Genomic DNA, 17,150 nt, shown 5'->3' with positions numbered 1-17,150 from the left:
CTGACCGAGACGGTCGTCCACGCCGCCGAAGCGGCGGGCGAAACGGCCGTTCAGGCGGCCAGGAAAATCGGGTGGGGCGGCTGGCTGCTGATTGCCTCCGCGATCCTGGCGGGGATCCTGATCGTCATGGCGGGCGGATTGCGCTTCGCCCCGATCACCCCGCAAGGCCGCATGTTCCTCGAGGCCCGCGCCTCCGGTTTGAAGCTGGGCCGGATCGGCAAGCTGCACATCGAGGGACTGTCCGGCGATATCTGGAAGGACTTTGGCGTCCGCCGCCTGACCATCTCGGACGAGAAGGGCGTCTGGCTGGAGGCGCATGACATCCGCGTCGCCTGGCGACCCACCGAGCTGTTCGGTCGCCGCTTTCACGCCGAGCGGGTCGACGCGCGCGACGTCCTGGTCCTGCGCCGGCCGACCATGGCGCCCAAGGGACCGAAGTCCAGCGCGGCGCCGGTGTCGGTCGATCTGGACGCCTTCACCCTGCGCCTGATCACCCGGCCGGCGTTCAGCGGCAAGGACGGCGACTTCGACGTCACGGGCGACTATGAAATGGCCAGGCAGGGCGGTCAGAAGGGCAAGCTAACGGTGGCTTCGCGTCTGCATGTCGGCGATCACCTGAACGTCGATTTCGACCTGGGCCGTTCGAAGAGCCTGCGCCTGATGGCCGACGCCACCGAGGCGAACGGCGGCGCCATCGCCGGCGCGCTGGGCCTGCCCGCGGACCGTCCGTTCGATCTGAAGGCCAAGGCGAACGGCACGACCAGTCGCGCGTCGTTCAACGTCCTGGCGCGCACCGGAAACACGACCCCGTTGCAAGCCGACGGAGCCTGGACGCCGGAAGGCGGCTCGGCGCACGGCCGCATCGACCTCGAGGCCTCGATCCTGACCCAGCGTCTGGCCCACATGTTCGGGTCGCAAGCGGATTTCACCCTCGACGGAAAGAAGGCGACCAAGGACGGGCTGTCGGACCTGAACTTGGCGATCATCGCCCAGAACCTGACGCTGCACGGCCATGGTCTCGCGGATCTCGCCAAGAAGCGGACCGGTCCGGACGGCATCGCCCTCAGCGCCCAGGTCGGCGCCTTGAAGCGCATCGTCACCATCCCGCAGATGGGGCGCGGCCTGGCTGACGGCGTCTTCCGGCTTGAGGAGGGCGGTTTCTCGGTCGAGGGGAATGTCGACGTCGCCGACCTGGAGCTGCTGGGCTATCGGCTCAAGCGCGCCAGGGGGCCCGCCAAGGTGCGTTGGGCCAAGGGCGAGCTGGAGATCAAGGCCCAGGCGACTACCTCGGGTGGCGGCGGGACGGGTCTGCTGGCCGTGCTGGGTTCCAGTCCCAAGGCCAGCTTCGAGGGCGCGCGGGTCAAGGGTGGTCGCTTCCTGATCAAGTCCGCCCGTGTCGACGCGCCCAACCTGGTCGTCACCGGCAAGGGCGAGCGCGGCGTGCTCGGCGGCCTGTCATTCGACGGTGAAATGAAAGTGGCCAGCCTGGGTCCGGTGCGGCCCGGCGCCAAAGGCTCGGTCACGGCCAAGTGGACCGCCTCCAGCTTCGCCAACAGTCCCTGGAGCTTTACGGTCGATAGCCGCGCGGCGGGGTTCGCCACCGGCTATGCCGAGATCGACCGCCTGTTGGGCGCGACACCGCGTCTGAACGGCAAGGCCAGCTGGAACAACGGCGTGCTGACGGTCGCCGACGCCAAGCTGGACGGCGCCGCCGCCAGCCTCAGAAGCGCCGGCAAGATGGTCGCTCAGGGCCTCGGTCTGGACTTCAAGCTTGATTGGACGGCGTCGGGTCCGTTCAGCGCCGGTCCGGTCGAGATCGCGGGCAAGGCGGCGGGCGACGGTCACGTCGGCGGCACGCTGTCGGCGCCGAAGGCCGAGCTGAACGCCGACTTCGACGCCATCGATCTGCCCAGGCTGCCGCTGACCAAGGCGCACCTGACCCTGACCTTCGCTCACGGGCCAAACGCCACGGATGGCGTCGCGGCTTTGCAGGCCGATAGCGGCTACGGCCCGGCGCGCGGCCGAACGGCTTTCCGGTTCTCGCCGGGCGGGATCGAGCTCACCGAGCTGGACGTCGACGCCGGCGGCGCCAAGGCCAAGGGCGCGATGAGCCTGCGTGACGGCCTGCCGGCCACCGCCGACCTGGCCGTCGCGATCGGTCCCGGCGCCTTCCTGCCGCAAGGCCAGGTCAAGGGCACAGCCAAGCTGGTCGACGCGCCCGGCGCCGGCGCGGCCACGGCCACGCTGGACTTGACCGCCGAGGACGTCGCCAGCGGCGCCTGGAAGGTGCGTTCGGCGCGGATCAAGGCCGACGGACCGTTGTCGCGCCTGCCGCTGTCGATCGACGCGCGCGGCGAGGCCCCGGGAGGGCGCTGGCGCTTCGGCGGGACCGGCGAACTGGCCCAGACGGGCAAGCTCTACGACCTGACCCTGAACGCCACCGGCCGCATGGGGCGCACCGAGATCAAGACCCGCGAGGCCGCCAAGGTCCGGTTTGGCGACGGCCCAACCCAGGCCCGCCTGCGCCTGGCCATCGACCAAGGCCGCGCGGATATCGACGCCGACATCGGCGGGGCTACGGCCATGCTGAAGGCCGAGCTTGCTGGCGTGACCCTGACCGCCTTCGATCCCGATCTCGACGGCGACATCGACGGTTCGTTCAATTTGCATGGCCAAGGGGAAACCCTGGGCGGCGACTTCACCATGCGGCTGTCGAACGCTCGCGAGCGGGGCTCCAAGGTCGAGCAATCCCTGAACGCCAAGGTGCATGGCGAGCTGACCGACAGGCAGCTGACGATCATCGCCGATGGCGACAACCGTCAGGGCCTGAAAGCCGAAGCCAATCTGGTGCTCCCCGTCGAGGCCTCCGCCCGGCCGCTACGCCTGATGGTCGACAAGAAGCGTGGTGTTCAAGGGCAGTTCTCGGCCCAGGGCGAGATCAAACCGCTGTGGGACCTGCTGCTAGGCCCCGAGCGGTCGCTATCGGGCCGGATCAATCTGCAAGCCAGTTTGGGCGGCACCCTGGCCGACCCACGCCTGATCGGCCAGGCGACCCTGGACAGCGGCGGCTTCGAGGACGGCCAGAGCGGTCTTCGCCTACGCAACGTCACCCTGCGCGCGGCCCTGGCCGACAACGCCATCGACGTCAGCCAGGCCATCGGCGAGGACGGGCAGGGCGGCTCGGTCTCGGGCGCGGGCCGGATCAGCCTGGCCCGTGACGGCGTCGGCAGTTTCAAACTGGACCTGAAAAGCTTCCGCCTGATCGACAACGACCTGGCCTCGGCCGTCGCCACCGGCCAGACCAGCATCAACCGCTCCGCCGACGGCAAGATCAAGCTGACCGGCGCGGTGACCATCGACCGCGCCGACGTCTCGGCCCAGAGCAAGACGCCGGTCGGCGTCGTCGCCATGGACGTGGTCGAGCGCAACCGCCCGCAGGACCTTGACCAGGGCTTGCAGCGCCGCCCGACCACCGGCGGCATGATCCTCGACCTTGATCTGAAGGCGTCGCGCCGGGTGTTCGTGCGCGGCCGTGGCCTGGACGTCGAGCTGTCGCTGGACGCCCATGTCGGCGGCACCTCCCTGGCCCCGGCGCTCAGCGGCGTGGCGCGGGTGGTGCGTGGCGAATACGACTTCGCGGGTAAGCGGTTCGAGTTCGACCAGAATGGCACGGTCTATCTGTCCAGCCAGCTCGACCGCATCCGCCTGGACCTGTCGGCGACCCGCGAGGACGCGGCCCTGACGGCGGTGGTCAAGATCCAGGGCACGGCCGCCAAGCCCGAGATCACCCTGACCTCCAAGCCCGAGCTGCCCAGCGACGAGGTGCTCAGCCAGGTGCTGTTTGGTTCGTCCGCGGCCCAGCTGTCGCCGATCGAGGCCGCCCAGCTGGCCTCGGCCCTGGCCTCCATGGCGGGCGGCGGAGGCTTCGACGTGATCGGCAACCTGAGGAGCTTCGCGCGGCTGGACCGCCTGGCTTTCGCCGAGAGCGCCACGGGCATGACTGTGTCGGGCGGCAAGTACGTGACCGACGACGTCTATGTCGAGATCATCGGCGGTGGTCGTGAAGGTCCGGCCGCTCAAGTCGAATGGCGGATTCGCCGGACCCTGTCGCTGGTCTCGCGGATCGGCGGCCAGAACGACGCCAAGCTTTCCGTCCGTTGGCGAAAGGACTACTAAAGAAGCAAGGCTGTTGCGCGGGCTCCCGGTTACCTCCCTCGAGGTGAGCACGATTTACCCGCGGCCCTTGGTTATCGTGACTGAGGGAGGACCAGCCTATATGCGTCTCAATTCGAAAGATCGCGCGGTTCTGGATCATATCGCGCGCGACGGCGGCCAGATCGTCGACCGCGCCGTCGATTGGTGCGCCGTCAACTCCGGCAGTCGGCACTTGGCCGGGCTGGAGCGTCAGAGGCGAATTTTGCTCGACGCCGCCGCGCGCCTGCCCGCCGCGCCGATCGAGATCCCGCTGTCGCCGTCGCGCGAGGTCGGCGCCGACGGCCGCGAGAGCGAGTTTCACCATCCGCCGTGCCTGGCCGTGGTCGTACGGCCCGAGGCTCCGGTCCAGGTCGTACTGACGGGCCACTATGACACCGTCTATCCCGAGACGAGTCCGTTCCAGGTCGTCCGCACGCGGCCTGATGGCGCGCTGCACGGGCCGGGCATCGCCGACATGAAAGGCGGGATCTCCGTGATGCTGGCGGCGCTGGAAACCTTCGAGCGCCATCCCGAAGCGGCGAACGTGGGCTATCGCGTGCTGCTGTCGCCGGACGAGGAAATCGGCTCGATCGCCTCGGGGCCTATCCTGGCGGACTTCGCCCGGCAGGGGCATATCGGCCTGACCTATGAGCCCGCCTTGGCCGACGGGGCCCTGGCGTCGGCGCGCAAGGGCTCGGGCAACTTCCATGTCGCCATCCACGGCCGCGCCGCCCACGCCGGGCGCGACTTCGCCGCCGGACGCAACGCCGTGATCGGCGCGGCGCGGACGGCCGAGAAGCTCCACGGCCTCAATGGCCAGCGCGACGGCGTCACCGTCAATGTCGCCCGCATCGACGGCGGCGCGCCGCTGAACATGGTGCCGGACGTGGCGGTGGTCCGCTTCAACGTCCGTTTCCCCGACGCCGCGGCCGCCGCCTGGTTCCAGGCCGAGGTCGCGCGCATCGTTTCGGAGATCGGTGACGACCTCCACGCCCATCTGCATGGCCTGATCACGCGCGGCGCCAAGCCGTTCAACGCCGCCCAGCAGCGACTGTTCGGCGCGGTCAAGGACGTCGGCGCCTTGCTGGGCCAGGACATCGCCTGGAAGCCCTCCGGAGGCGTCTGCGAGGGCAACAACCTGTTCGCCTCGGGGCTGCCGAACGTCGACACCCTGGGCGTGCGCGGTGGCGATATCCATAGCGAGGCCGAGCACGCCTTCCCCGAGAGCTTCGTCGAGCGCGCTCAGCTCTCGGCCCTGATCCTGATGAAACTGGCTAACGGCGAGATCGACGCCAGAGCGATACGCGCCCAGATGGGCGCTTTTGGGGAGTCCCGCTGAATGCTCGTCGTCCGTCCCGCCGGTTCCACCGACTTCGACGCCCTGATGGAGCTGGCCGTCCTGTCCGGGCGCGGCTTCACCAGCCTGCCGGAGGACGAGCCGACATTGCGGTCGCGGCTGGCGCTGTCCGAGGCCAGCTTCCAGGCCGGTGTCGCCGCGCCGGAGGCCTGGTACACCCTGATGCTCGAGGACCTGGACGCCGGTGACGTGATCGGCGTGGCGGGGGTCAAGGCCGGGGTAGGACTGAAGCGACCGCACTTTTCGTTCCGCGTGGTGACCCTCGCCCAGTCGTCTCCGACATTGGAGAAACGCTTCGACCACCGGGCCCTCGTTCTGGTCAACGAATGCGCGGGTTGGTCGGAGGTCGGTTCGCTGTTCCTGCGGCCCGAGCGGCGCAAGGGCGGGGCGGGGCGGCTGCTGGCCCAGTCGCGCTACATGCTGATCGGCCTCGAGCCGCAGCGTTTCGCCGAGATGGTGCTGGCCGAGCTGCGCGGCTGGTTCGATGAGGACGGCTCCTGTCCGTTCTGGGACCACGTCGCCAGCAAGTTCTTCCGCCTTGAGTTCGACGAAGCCGACCGAATGAGCGCCTCGACCGACGGGCAGTTCATCCTCGACCTGGCGCCGCGGCACCCGATCTATGCCGAGCTGTTGCCGCGCGAGGCGCGGGAAGCCCTGGGCCGCGTGCACCGCGAAGGCGAGGCCGCGCGCGCGATGCTGGAGGCCGAGGGGTTCCGCTATGAGGGCCTGATCGACATCTTCGACGCCGGGCCAACGGTCGCGGCCCGGCGCGACGACATCAAGACGGTGCGTGAGGCCAGGCGTCTGCGTTTGAAACTCGGCGAAGACGCTTTCGGCGAGGAGGCCCTGATTTCCACCGGCGCGATCAACGCCTTTCGCGCCGTCCGGGCGCCGGTGTTGATCGATGGCGATACGGCGATCGTGGGACGCGAGGCGGCGCAGGCCTTGCGGCTCTGGGAAGGCGACATGGTGCGGGTGAAGGCATGAGCGACGGTCTCTACATCGACGGAAAGTGGCGCTCGGGCCGGGGCGCGGAGCTGGTCTCGACCGACCCGGCCACTGGCGAAGTCGTCTGGCGTGAAGCCGCGGCCAACGAGGCCGACGTCGCCGAGGCCGTCGAGGCCGCGCGTAGAGCCTTTCCGGCGTGGGCGGATCAGCCTCGCGAGGCGCGGATCGCCGTTCTTCGCCGCTACAAGGAGATCCTGGTCGAGAGCACCGCCGCCTTCGCCGAGGCCCTGAGCCGCGAGACCGGGAAGGCGCTGTGGGAGACCAGGGCCGAGCTGGGGTCGATGGCCGGCAAGGTCGATCTGTCGATCAAGGCCTATGACGAGCGCACCGGCGTCACCGAGAACACGATGCCGTTCGGCCGCGCCGTGCTGCGCCACCGCGCCCACGGCGTGATGGCGGTGCTGGGACCGTTCAACTTCCCGGGCCATTTGCCCAACGGCCACATCGTGCCCGCGCTGCTGGCCGGCGACACCGTGGTGTTCAAGCCGTCGGAGGAGACGCCCTTGGCCGGCCAGCTGATGGTCGAAGCCTTCGAGGCGGCGGGCGTTCCGGCGGGCGTGATCAACCTCGTCCAGGGCGGTCGCGAAGCCGGCCAGGCGCTGATCAATCAAGAGATCGACGGCCTGCTGTTCACCGGTTCGGCCGCCGCGGGGACCTTCTTCCGACGCCACTTCGCCGACCGCCCCGACGTGATCCTGGCTCTGGAGCTGGGCGGCAACAATCCGCTGGTGGTCTGGGACGCGGGCGAACCCGAGGCCGTCGCGGCGTTGATCGTGCAGTCGGCGTTCATCACCACCGGCCAGCGCTGTTCGTGCGCCCGGCGGCTGATCGTGTCGGACGAGGCTTCCGGACGCGCGGTGATCGAGGCGACCGCGGCGCTGGCCGACCGGCTATCGATCGGTCCCTGGAACGGCGAGGGCGAGGTCTTCATGGGTCCGCTGATCTCGGCCCGCGCCGCCAACGCCGCGCGCGCCATCGCCGACACCATGGGCGGCGAGCGTATCCGGCCGCTGGGCTCGGTCGAGGGGCTAGGCGAGGCATTCGTGACCCCGGGCTTGGTCGACGTCACCGGCGTCGACACGCCTGACGAGGAGCTGTTCGCACCCTGGTTGCAGGTGCGCCGCGTGGCGAACTTTGACGACGCGCTTAAGGCCGCCAACGCCACCCGCTATGGCTTGTCGGCGGGACTTATTTCCAACAATTCAAAGCATTGGGATAAATTCCTGAAGCGCATTCGCGCCGGCGTCGTCAATTGGAACCGCCCTACCACCGGCGCGGCAGGCTCGATGCCGTTCGGAGGCCTTGGCGCTTCGGGCAACCATCGGCCTAGCGCCTATTACGCCGCCGATTACTGCGCTTATCCAGTGGCCAGCTTCGAAGCCGAGGCGGTGACCGACACCCTTAAGGACATCAAGGGGTTGCGGTCATGAGTTCGGCTTTCGAGGCCAATTGCGACGGCTTGGTCGGGCCGACCCATTCGTATGTCGGCCTCTCGCCCGGCAATCTGGCCAGCACCCGGAACGCCGGTGAGGTTTCCAATCCGCGCGACGCGGCGCTGGAAGGTCTCTCCAAGATGCGCCAGCTCTCCGACCTGGGCATTCCGCAGTTCGTGCTGCCACCGCATGAGCGTCCCGCTGTAGGTCTCCTGAAATCGTTGGGCTTTACCGGCTCCGACGAAGCGATGATCGAACGGGCCTGGAAGGACGCGCCGGCCCTGGCCGCCGCCGCCTTTTCGGCCTCGCCAATGTGGGCCGCCAACGCCGCCACGGTGACGCCCAGCGCGGACACGGCCGACGGTCGCGTCCACTTCACGCCGGCCAACCTGCTGACCAATCTGCATCGCAGCCTGGAAGGGCCGCAGACCACGCGGGCCCTGCGCCGGCTGTTCCCGGACGAAGCCCGCTTCGCCGTTCACGACCCGCTGCCGGCCCAGCTCCACTTCGCCGACGAGGGCGCGGCCAACCACGTGCGGCTTTGCGCTGAACACGGCGCGCCCGGTGTCAATCTGTTCGTCTGGGGACGTGAGGCCTGGGCGCATTGGGATGGCAAGTTCCCGGCGCGCCAAACCCGCGAAGCGTCCGAGGCCATCCAGCGTCGCCATAGCGCGGCCAAGGCGGTCTTTGCCCAGCAGGCCAAGGCGGCGATCGAGGGCGGAGCCTTCCACAACGACGTGGTCTGTGTCGGCACGCGCGAGTGCCTGTTCTTCCACGAACGGGCCTTCGAGGACCGAGCTCTGGTGGAGCGTCAGGTCCGCGTCGCCGCTGACGGTCTGTTCGAGCCGGTCTTCGTCGAGGTCTCGGAAGCCGACCTGCCGATGGCCGATCTGGTGGCCAGCTATCTGTTCAATTCGCAGCTGCTGGTCGTACCCGGCGAGGAACGCCTGGTGCTGTTGGCGCCGGCCGAGACGCGCGACAACCCGCAGGCCTTTGCGGTGGCCGAGGGCCTGATCGCATCGAATGGGCCGATCGGGCGTGTGGACTATGTCGATGTTCGCCAGAGCATGCGCAACGGCGGCGGACCGGCCTGCCTGCGCCTGCGGGTCGTGCTGACCGAGGCCGAGCTGGCCGCCGCCAATCCGGCTCAGCATTTCCTACCCGGGCTGCACACTCTGTTGGCTGACTGGGTCACGCGCCGCTACCGCGAGCGCCTGGCTCCGGTGGACCTGGCCGATCCCGATCTGCTGACCGAGAGCCGCGAAGCCCTGGACGAGCTGACGCGGATCCTCGACCTTGGCGGCGACTTCTATCCTTTCCAGAGGGACGCGTGAGCTTCTCGATCCGACCCGCCGTTTCCGGCGACCGCGACGCCATCGTCGCCCTGCACAAGGCCGCCGCCGTCACGCCGGGCGCCCTGGCCCGCGCGCCCGAGGAGGTGACGCCCGCCTACGCAGATGGCGCTATCGGGGCCGACATCTGCCTGGTCGCGGTCGAGGTCGACGGCTTCGTCTGCGGCGAGATCCACGCCAAGCGCGAGGTCCCGGCGATCTTCGCCCACGTGCTGGGCGGCTTGACCGTGGCGGTTCATCCGGAGCGGCAGGGGCAGGGGATCGGCTCCAGGTTGTTCGAGGCGCTGATCGCCAAGGCGCGGACGATGAACCCGCCGATCCTGCGCATCGAGCTGGCGGCCGGCGCGGGCAATCCCGGCGCCGTGCGGCTCTATGAGCGGCTCGGCTTCCAGCACGAGGGGCGGCAGGTGGCGCGCGGGCGACTGCCGGACGGCCGCTTCGAGGACGACATCCTGATGGGGCTGCTGCTCTAGTCCCTCAGCGCCGCCAGGGCCTCGGGAAAACGCCGCGACAAGGGAACTTCCAGCGCCCCCAGTTCCACGGCGTAGTCACCCGAGCCTTCCGGCTTCAGGCCCGTGACCCGAGCCTTGTTGACCAGCCAGGACTTGTGGCTGCGCACGAAGCCATGCCGCGCCAACTGTTCCGACACCGCGCTCAACGATGAACGCATCAGCGGTCGGCGCTCTTCGGCCAGGACGAACTCGACATAGTTGCCGGCCGATCGCACGGCCAAGATGTCGGCGACGGGTACGCGGATCATTCGCGCGCCGTCCTGGATGTCGAAGGTGGCGGGCGAAGTCGCCATAGCCTGTGGAGCGGGCTTCTGGCCGCCCCGATGCAGGGCCAGCCAATAGATGATCGAGGCCAGGCCATAGGCCATCATGTCCTTGCGGAATTCGTAGGGAAACTCGGTGGACAGCGGTCCGAACACGTAGCGCTCGCGCAGCAGGGCGACATAGGCCAGCTTGCGCAGGGCCACGAAACCCGAGACGTGCAGCACCGAGTAAGCCAACACCGCCAGCAGGTGCGCCGGAAGCGCGATCCACCAGCGCGGCCGGGTTCGGATCATCCACAGCGCCATTCCGGCGGGAACGGCGAAGATCGCCAGGGTGACGAATGCGCTGCTGGCCTCCCAGATCGACGGCGGCAGGACGCCCAGCCTGGGTGCGTCGTGCTGGATGGTCAGCACATTGACGACGGCGATCGCGCTGATCAGGCAGGCGCCGAGAAGCCAGGCCCGGCCTAGCCAGAGGCGCTCCTCGCCGGTCATCCCGAAAAGGCCGCCGCTCGTCCCTGGCGCTTTTCCGGTCGTCCCAGGCAGCGGCCGCTGATCCCCCGGCGCTTGGCCGCTCGACGCGGTGCGGGGCACGTCGTCAGCATCGCTTTTCAAGCCGGACGCCTCTTCATGACCACGACCGCCTTACCCCTCGACCGCCGCTACGACCTCGACTGGATTCGGGTCGGCGCATTCTTCCTGCTGATCCTCTACCATACCGGCATGTTCTACGTGCCGTGGGAATGGCACGTGAAGACCCCGCATATCGTGGAGGGCCTCATGCCCTTCATGCTGATGACCAATCCCTGGCGCCTCACCTTGCTTTTCCTGGTCTCGGGCGCGGCGACACGGTTCATGGCCGACAAGACCCCGGTGGGAAAACTGACCGTCGCTCGCATCGCGCGACTGCTGCCGCCACTGCTGTTCGCGATGTTCGTGATCGTGCCGCCGCAATCCTATTACCAGGTCGTCGAATATATCGCCGCCCACCCGGGCACGGCCCTAAGCGTCGACAACTTCTGGGTTCGCTACGTCACGGCCTCGGGCCACTGGTGCGGGGCGGACGGCGAGTGCCTGATCACGCCGACCTGGAATCACATGTGGTTCGTCGCCTACCTGCTGTTCTACACCCTGGTTCTGGCCGTCATGCTGGTGATCTGGAAGAAGGCCGGTCAACACATCCAGGCCGCCGCCGAGCGGCTGCTGAAGGGCGTTGGCCTGTTCGTCTGGCCGGTGCTGTTCCTGGGCATGATGCGCGCCACCCTCTACGCCAAGTTCGGCGAGACCCACGCCCTGGTCGGCGACCATTATGTCCATGCCGTTTCGTTCAGCGCGTTCCTGCTGGGTTTCGGCCTGGCCAAGTCAGAGGTTCTGCGCGATCGCCTGACGGCCGTGCGCTGGCCGGCCTTGGCCGTCGCCGTCGCCGCCTGGGTCGCCTGGTCGGCCTATGTCTGGACCTATCGCAACGACACGCCGATCCCGGCGCCGCAACTGAAGCTCGCCATGCGCTTCGTCTTCGCCGCCGACACCTGGTGCGCGATCGTCGCCATCCTGGGCTTCGGGGCCAAGCACCTGACCAAAGGCGGGCCGGCGTTGCGCTACCTGACCCTGGGCGTGTTCCCATTCTACCTGGTGCATCAGACCCTGATCGTGGTCATGGCGCATCACCTGGCCAAGCTGGGCCTGCCCCAGGGGCTGGAGGGCGCGATCCTGGTCGTCGCCACCTTCGCCGGCTGCTTCGCGACCTATGAGATCGTGCGACGCATCCCGGGCGTGCGGATCCTGTTCGGCCTGCGAGGTCAGCCGGCCGAGAAGGCCGCCAGCCGCCCGCCGGCCTTCGCATAGGCCTGGGTGCCGCGCGTGATGACGGCGTCGCCGGGAGCAATCTCGGCGACGCCGATGTCCGTGGCGCCGGCCAGCCGGGCGTAGAGGGCGGCGAAGTCGCGCAGGGTGACCTGCTGCAGGGTCTGGATCGAATCGATCACGAAATAGACCTGCTGGAAGTCGTCGATCCGATAGAGGGTGCGCATCACCCGTTCCAGATCGAAGCCGATGCGATTGGGGGAGGGATCGTCCAGCGCGAAGATCGACTCCGCGCGCGACGAGACGATACCGGCTCCGTAGATGCGCAGGCCCGCTGGCGTGTTCATCAGGCCGAACTCCACCGTGTACCAGTAGAGGCGGGCCAGATTGGCCAGGCGGCCCAGGCCCAAGGCGCGCTGACCACCCTGGCCGTAGGCCTGCATGTAGTCGGCGAAGGTCGGGTCGGTCAGCATCGGCACGTGGCCGAAGACGTCGTGGAAGATGTCCGGTTCCTGCAGATAGTCCAGCTGGTCCGCCTTGCGGATGAACTGGCCGGCCGGGAAGCGACGGTTGGCCAGATGATCGAAGAACACCTCGTCCGGCACCAGGCCCGGCACGGCCACCACGCTCCAGCCGGTCAGGCGCTGGAGCTCTTCGTTGATGCGGTTGAAGTCGGGGATGCCCGTGCGGTGCAGGTCCAGCGCGTCCAGGCCGCGCAGGAATTCGTCGCAGGCGCGGCCATGCAGCATGTCGGCCTGGCGCTCGTACAGGGTGATCCAGACGTCATGCTCAGCCTGGGAGTAGTTCTCCCAGTCCTGGTCGATCGTCCAATCGGGGCGAGCGCCCGGGGGCGGCCCGTCGCTAAAACCATCTCCGCTCATGCAATGACGCTACGCCCCGAAATTCGCAAAAGCTGTTCGGAGTTTGCGTCAAAAGGGCGGATCAGCGGATAGACGTTCTGCCTAGTGGGAAATCCGGGGGCGAAGCTTGTACTGCCCGTGATCGAACGACTCGAAGATCACCGCGGTCTGCGGATGGCCGACCGGCTCGCCGCTGTTGTCGGGCAGCAGGTTCTGCTCGGAGACATAGGCGACGTAGCTGTTGTCGTCGTTCTCGGCCAGCAGATGGTAGAAGGGTTGGTCCTTCTTGGGCCGGATGTCTTCGGGGATCGACTGCCACCACTCTTCCGTATTGGCGAACACGGGGTCGACGTCGAACACCACGCCCCGAAACGGGAAGATGCGGTGCCTGACGACCTGTCCGATCGCGAATTTGGCGAGTCTCGAATCCATGGCGTTAAGGATAGCAGGCGCACCTGACTGAAACCTGAACGGATAGACCTCCGAACCCGGAAGACAAGCGGGCGCCTTCCGGCGCGCGAACACCATGCTATGGTCGACTCGAAGTGAGGCGTCGCGCGTTCGCGGCGCCTGCGAGACAGGTAGTAGAGACCATGTCGGAGGCGCCGCGCGCGCCCGGCGCCCCCCCGAGTCGGCGCCGGCGGTCTCCGGAAGAGTCTGCGTGTTACGCGGCGCTCGACCTGGGGACCAACAACTGCCGCCTGCTGGTGGCCACGCCCACGCCACGCGGATTCCGCGTCGTCGAGGCCTATTCCCGCATCGTACGTCTGGGCGAGGGATTGTCGCAGACCGGTCAGCTGTCCGAGGCGGCCATGGACCGTTCGTTGGCGGCCCTAAAGGTCTGCGCCGAGAAGATCCGTCGTCGCAAGGTGCTGCGGGTCAAGGCCGTGGCCACCCAGGCCTGCCGGGGCGCGACCAATGGTCCCGATTTCGTGCGCCGGGTCCACGAGGAGACTGGCCTCAAGCTGCAGATCATCAGTCCGCGCGAGGAGGCCCAACTTTCCGTCGCCGGCTGCATGAGCCTGTTCGACCGCGAGCAGGATGCGGCCCTGGTGGTCGATGTCGGCGGCGGCTCGACCGAGCTCTCTTGGGTGGACCTGAAGGGCGGCGGCCTCGACGCCAAGCCGCGCCAGTTCGCTGCCTGGAAACTGCCGATCAAGGCTTGGCTGTCGATTCCCGTGGGCGTCGTCACCTTGGCCGAGCGCTTCCCTGAAGGCGAACGGGCCGACGAGCGCTGGTTCCGGGCCATGGTCGACGACGTCAAGGCGCGGATCGAGGCCTTCCCGCACGCCGAGCCGATGCGCCAAGTGTTCGCCGAGGGCAGGGCGCATCTGGTCGGCACGTCGGGCGCGATCACCAGCCTGGCCGGCCTGCATCTGGGCCTGCCGCGCTACGACCGCAATGTGGTCGACGGTCTCTGGATGGACCGCACCGACTGTGACGTGGCGTCCGATCGGCTGCTAGGCCTCACCGCCGTCGAGCGGGCCCGGGAGCCGTGCATCGGCGCGGACAGGGCGGATCTCGTCCTGGCCGGCGCGGCGATCCTGCGCGCCGTGCAGGAGCTGTGGCCATGTTCGCGCGTGCGTGTCGCCGACCGAGGGCTTAGAGAGGGGCTCCTGATGTCCCTGATGTCCGATCAGCAGCGACGCCCGCGCCGGCGTCGTCGCGGCGGCGCCTCGAAGAAGCCGGAAGCCGCATGAGCGACGAAGAACCGCCCCGCAAGCGCATGGTCAAGCCGCCGTCCGGGGGAACCGAAGGCGGCCGGGCCAAGCCCGCGCGCTTGAAGACCGCCTACGGCCGAACGCCCAGCCAGCAGGCTTGGCTGGAGCGCCAGATCAACGACCCGTTCTCGGCCAAGGCCCGCGCCTTGGGCTATCGCAGCCGCGCGGCCTTCAAGATCAGCGAGATCGACGAGAAGTTCCACTTCTTCAGGAAGGGCGCGAAGGTCATCGATCTGGGCTGCGCGCCGGGCGGCTGGCTGCAGATCGCCGTCGAACGCGGCGTCACCGACCTGGTGGGCGTCGATCTGCTGCCGGTCGATCCGGTGGCTCCAGCCCACATCCTGGAGATGGACTTCACCGACGACGACTGTCCGCCCAAGCTTCTGGAACTGCTGGGCGGCGCGCCGGATCTGGTCATGTCGGACATGGCCCCCAATACCGTTGGACATCGCGAGACGGACCACCTGCGCATCGTCGGCCTGATCGAGATCGGCGCCGAGTTCGCCATCGACGTTCTCAAGCCCGGCGGAGCCTTCGTCGCCAAGGCCTTCCAGGGCGGCGAGACGGCCGAGGTGATTGGCCGCCTGAAGCGCCATTTCGACAAGGTCCAGCACTTCAAGCCCAAGGCCAGCCGTCAGGATAGCTCCGAGGTCTTCCTGGTCGCGACGGGGTTCAAGGCGCGCTGATCGCCGGCGAGCTTTCGCAAGGGTTGCGGAAAATCACGATCTCGCTCATTAGATGTTGTTTTGGCAGGGAAATTTACATTTCAGTCTCTTGCGAGGCGGGGAGAACAGGCGTGAGCCTTGATGAGCGCATCTCGCGTTTCATGAAGAGGCTTACCCATGTCCAAGTCCCTGAGTATCGCCGTCGCCTTCGCCATCGCCCTGTCGGGCGCGAGCGTCGCCTCCGCCGCCCCCTGCAAGGACGCCAAGGGTAAGTTCACCAAGTGCCCGGCCGCCGCGCCGGCCAAGCCGACCAAGTGCAAGGACGCCAAGGGCAAGTTCGCCAAGTGCGGTACGCCGGGCGCCAAGCCGGTTTAAGGGTCGTTCAGCGGTGTCGGGCGACGCGCCCGGCGCCGCCCTCCGCTCGGCGGAGAAAGATTCATCTCCATTTCGCACCTGCGGCGGGTCGACAACGGCCGGCCTCACGGCTATATCCGCGCCGCAAAATGGAGACTCCGATGGAGATTCGCGAAGGGCTTACCTTCGACGACGTTTTGCTCGAACCCGGCCCGTCCGACGTCATGCCTACCCAGGTGACGACCGAGACTCGGTTCACGCGTGAAATCAGTCTGAACATTCCGCTTGTGTCCGCCGCGATGGACACCGTGACCGAAAGCCGCCTCGCCATCGCCATGGCGCAAGCCGGCGGTCTGGGCATCCTGCACCGCAACCTGACCAACGAGGAGCAGGCCGACCAGGTTCGCGAGGTCAAACGCTACGAAAGCGGCATGGTCATCAATCCGCTGACCATCCATCCCGACACCACCCTGGCCGAGATTCGTGAGATCACGGCGCGTCGCAAGATCTCGGGCTTCCCGGTGGTCGAGCGGGGCAGCGGCAAGCTGGTCGGCATCGTCACCAACCGCGACATGCGCTTCGAGAGCGACGCCGGCGTCCCGGCCTCGGCGATCATGACCCGCGAAAACCTGATCGTCGTCGCCGAAGGCGTCGATCAGCGCGAGGCCCGCGAGCTGCTGCGCAAGCACAAGATCGAACGGCTGATCGTCGTCGACGACGCCTATCGCGCCGTTGGCCTGATCACGGTCAAGGACATCGAGAAGGCCCAGGCCCATCCGCTGGCCGCCAAGGACGACAAGGGCCGCCTGCTGGTCGGCGCGGCCTCGACCGTCGGCGACGCCGGCTTCGAGCGCTCGATGGGCCTAGTGGACGCCGGCGTCGACGTCGTCGTCATCGACACCGCCCACGGCCACTCCAGCCAGGTCGCTCAGGCGGTCTCGCGCCTGAAGCGCGAGGCCAACCGCGTCCAGATCGTGGCCGGCAACATCGCCACCTACGACGCCGCCCGCGCCCTGATCGACGCCGGCGCCGACGCGGTGAAGGTGGGCATCGGCCCGGGCTCGATCTGCACCACCCGCATCGTCGCGGGCGTGGGCGTGCCGCAGCTGACCGCGATCATGGAAGCCGTCCGCGCCGGCCGCGAGAGCGGCGTGCCGATCATCGCCGACGGCGGCATCAAATATTCGGGCGACCTGGCCAAGGCCATCGCGGCCGGGGCCTCGACCGCCATGATGGGCTCGATGTTCGCTGGCACCGAAGAGGCGCCCGGCGAGGTGTTCCTCTACCAGGGCCGCTCGTACAAGAGCTATCGCGGCATGGGTTCGGTGGGCGCCATGGCCCGCGGCTCGGCCGATCGCTACTTCCAGAAGGAAGTGACGGACAACTTCAAGCTGGTGCCGGAAGGTATCGAAGGCCAGACCCCGTTCAAGGGGCCGATCTCGCCGGTGCTGCACCAGCTGGTCGGCGGTCTACGGGCGGCCATGGGCTATGTCGGCGCGCCGACCATCGCCGAACTCCAGAAGCGGGCCAGGTTCGTCCGCATCACCGGCGCCGGCCTGCGTGAAAGCCACGTCCACGACGTGATGATCACCCGGGAAGCGCCCAACTACCCGAGCGCGGTCTAGCCG

14 protein-coding genes are annotated in these 17,150 nt (G+C 68.1%); 11 read left to right on the top strand and 3 right to left on the bottom strand.

All coding sequences use genetic code 11. The annotated features are described in order from the left end of the window. The 6 genes from ASC70_RS17175 to ASC70_RS17150 all read left to right on the top strand — a co-directional run bounded on the left by ASC70_RS17175 (position 1) and on the right by ASC70_RS17150 (position 9,817). Entirely contained in the window at positions 1-4,176 is a 4,176-nt protein-coding gene (locus tag ASC70_RS17175; RefSeq protein ID WP_162247242.1) for a translocation/assembly module TamB domain-containing protein, read from the top strand. Positions 4,177-4,276: 100 nt separating this feature from the next. Continuing rightward, entirely contained in the window at positions 4,277-5,533 is a 1,257-nt protein-coding gene (locus ASC70_RS17170; RefSeq protein ID WP_056052273.1) for a hydrolase, read from the top strand. Further along, positions 5,534-6,538 carry an arginine N-succinyltransferase gene (locus tag ASC70_RS17165; RefSeq protein WP_056052270.1) on the top strand — a complete coding sequence of 335 codons (1,005 nt, stop codon included), beginning with the start codon at positions 5,534-5,536 and terminating at the stop codon, positions 6,536-6,538. Next, a complete protein-coding gene (gene astD, locus ASC70_RS17160; RefSeq protein WP_056052266.1) occupies positions 6,535-7,989 on the top strand; it encodes a succinylglutamate-semialdehyde dehydrogenase in 1,455 nt (484 codons plus the stop codon). The genes ASC70_RS17165 and astD overlap by 4 nt, the downstream gene beginning before the upstream one ends. Further along, positions 7,986-9,326 carry an N-succinylarginine dihydrolase gene (gene astB / locus ASC70_RS17155; protein ID WP_056052263.1) on the top strand — a complete coding sequence of 447 codons (1,341 nt, stop codon included), beginning with the start codon at positions 7,986-7,988 and terminating at the stop codon, positions 9,324-9,326. Before astD ends, astB begins: the two co-directional genes overlap by 4 nt. After that, positions 9,323-9,817 carry a GNAT family N-acetyltransferase gene (locus ASC70_RS17150; protein WP_056052260.1) on the top strand — a complete coding sequence of 165 codons (495 nt, stop codon included), beginning with the start codon at positions 9,323-9,325 and terminating at the stop codon, positions 9,815-9,817. Before astB ends, ASC70_RS17150 begins: the two co-directional genes overlap by 4 nt. Here ASC70_RS17150 and ASC70_RS17145 read toward each other — a convergent pair. Further along, positions 9,814-10,614 (bottom strand): LytTR family DNA-binding domain-containing protein, encoded by an 801-nt coding sequence (locus ASC70_RS17145; RefSeq protein WP_082539765.1) that lies wholly within the window; start codon positions 10,612-10,614, stop codon positions 9,814-9,816. The two genes, ASC70_RS17150 and ASC70_RS17145, sit on opposite strands and share 4 nt — an antisense overlap. Before the next feature lie 135 nt (positions 10,615-10,749). Here ASC70_RS17145 and ASC70_RS17140 point away from each other — a divergent pair, with 135 nt between their 5' ends. Next, positions 10,750-11,964: an acyltransferase family protein gene (locus tag ASC70_RS17140; protein WP_056052254.1), complete on the top strand. Its 1,215-nt coding sequence runs from the start codon at positions 10,750-10,752 to the stop codon at positions 11,962-11,964. Here the strand turns inward: ASC70_RS17140 and phhA are convergent. Together phhA and hspQ are read right to left on the bottom strand one after the other, a co-directional pair. Next, positions 11,919-12,803, bottom strand: a complete 885-nt coding sequence (gene phhA / locus ASC70_RS17135; RefSeq protein WP_056052250.1) for a phenylalanine 4-monooxygenase — start codon at positions 12,801-12,803, stop codon at positions 11,919-11,921. The two genes, ASC70_RS17140 and phhA, sit on opposite strands and share 46 nt — an antisense overlap. Before the next feature lie 81 nt (positions 12,804-12,884). Then, entirely contained in the window at positions 12,885-13,214 is a 330-nt protein-coding gene (hspQ, locus tag ASC70_RS17130) for a heat shock protein HspQ (RefSeq protein WP_047413542.1), read from the bottom strand. A 161-nt stretch (positions 13,215-13,375) separates the two neighbouring features. Between hspQ and ASC70_RS17125 the strand changes: the two genes are divergently transcribed. The 4 genes from ASC70_RS17125 to guaB all read left to right on the top strand — a co-directional run bounded on the left by ASC70_RS17125 (position 13,376) and on the right by guaB (position 17,147). Beyond that, entirely contained in the window at positions 13,376-14,482 is a 1,107-nt protein-coding gene (locus tag ASC70_RS17125) for a Ppx/GppA phosphatase family protein (protein WP_056052247.1), read from the top strand. Further along, positions 14,479-15,189, top strand: a complete 711-nt coding sequence (locus tag ASC70_RS17120; RefSeq protein ID WP_056052245.1) for an RlmE family RNA methyltransferase — start codon at positions 14,479-14,481, stop codon at positions 15,187-15,189. The genes ASC70_RS17125 and ASC70_RS17120 overlap by 4 nt, the downstream gene beginning before the upstream one ends. Positions 15,190-15,345: 156 nt before the next feature. Next, positions 15,346-15,543, top strand: a complete 198-nt coding sequence (locus tag ASC70_RS17115) for a hypothetical protein (RefSeq protein WP_047413547.1) — start codon at positions 15,346-15,348, stop codon at positions 15,541-15,543. A gap of 140 nt (positions 15,544-15,683) precedes the next feature. Beyond that, positions 15,684-17,147 carry an IMP dehydrogenase gene (gene guaB / locus ASC70_RS17110; RefSeq protein WP_056052242.1) on the top strand — a complete coding sequence of 488 codons (1,464 nt, stop codon included), beginning with the start codon at positions 15,684-15,686 and terminating at the stop codon, positions 17,145-17,147. Positions 17,148-17,150 lie beyond the last annotated feature (3 nt).

The organism is Caulobacter sp. Root343, assembly GCF_001425745.1.
Lineage (GTDB): Bacteria > Pseudomonadota > Alphaproteobacteria > Caulobacterales > Caulobacteraceae > Caulobacter.
This window is presented reverse-complemented; position numbering and strand designations above follow the sequence as displayed.

Coding starts and splice junctions, on each gene's coding strand:
- ASC70_RS17145 (WP_082539765.1), bottom strand. CDS start 10,614: ATGACCGGCGAGGAGCGCCTCTGGCTAGGCCGGGCCTGGCTTCTCGGC.
- astB (WP_056052263.1), top strand. CDS start 7,986: ATGAGTTCGGCTTTCGAGGCCAATTGCGACGGCTTGGTCGGGCCGACC.
- ASC70_RS17125 (WP_056052247.1), top strand. CDS start 13,376: ATGTCGGAGGCGCCGCGCGCGCCCGGCGCCCCCCCGAGTCGGCGCCGG.
- ASC70_RS17165 (WP_056052270.1), top strand. CDS start 5,534: ATGCTCGTCGTCCGTCCCGCCGGTTCCACCGACTTCGACGCCCTGATG.
- ASC70_RS17140 (WP_056052254.1), top strand. CDS start 10,750: ATGACCACGACCGCCTTACCCCTCGACCGCCGCTACGACCTCGACTGG.
- ASC70_RS17115 (WP_047413547.1), top strand. CDS start 15,346: ATGTCCAAGTCCCTGAGTATCGCCGTCGCCTTCGCCATCGCCCTGTCG.
- ASC70_RS17170 (WP_056052273.1), top strand. CDS start 4,277: ATGCGTCTCAATTCGAAAGATCGCGCGGTTCTGGATCATATCGCGCGC.
- ASC70_RS17120 (WP_056052245.1), top strand. CDS start 14,479: ATGAGCGACGAAGAACCGCCCCGCAAGCGCATGGTCAAGCCGCCGTCC.
- hspQ (WP_047413542.1), bottom strand. CDS start 13,214: ATGGATTCGAGACTCGCCAAATTCGCGATCGGACAGGTCGTCAGGCAC.
- astD (WP_056052266.1), top strand. CDS start 6,535: ATGAGCGACGGTCTCTACATCGACGGAAAGTGGCGCTCGGGCCGGGGC.
- guaB (WP_056052242.1), top strand. CDS start 15,684: ATGGAGATTCGCGAAGGGCTTACCTTCGACGACGTTTTGCTCGAACCC.
- phhA (WP_056052250.1), bottom strand. CDS start 12,803: ATGAGCGGAGATGGTTTTAGCGACGGGCCGCCCCCGGGCGCTCGCCCC.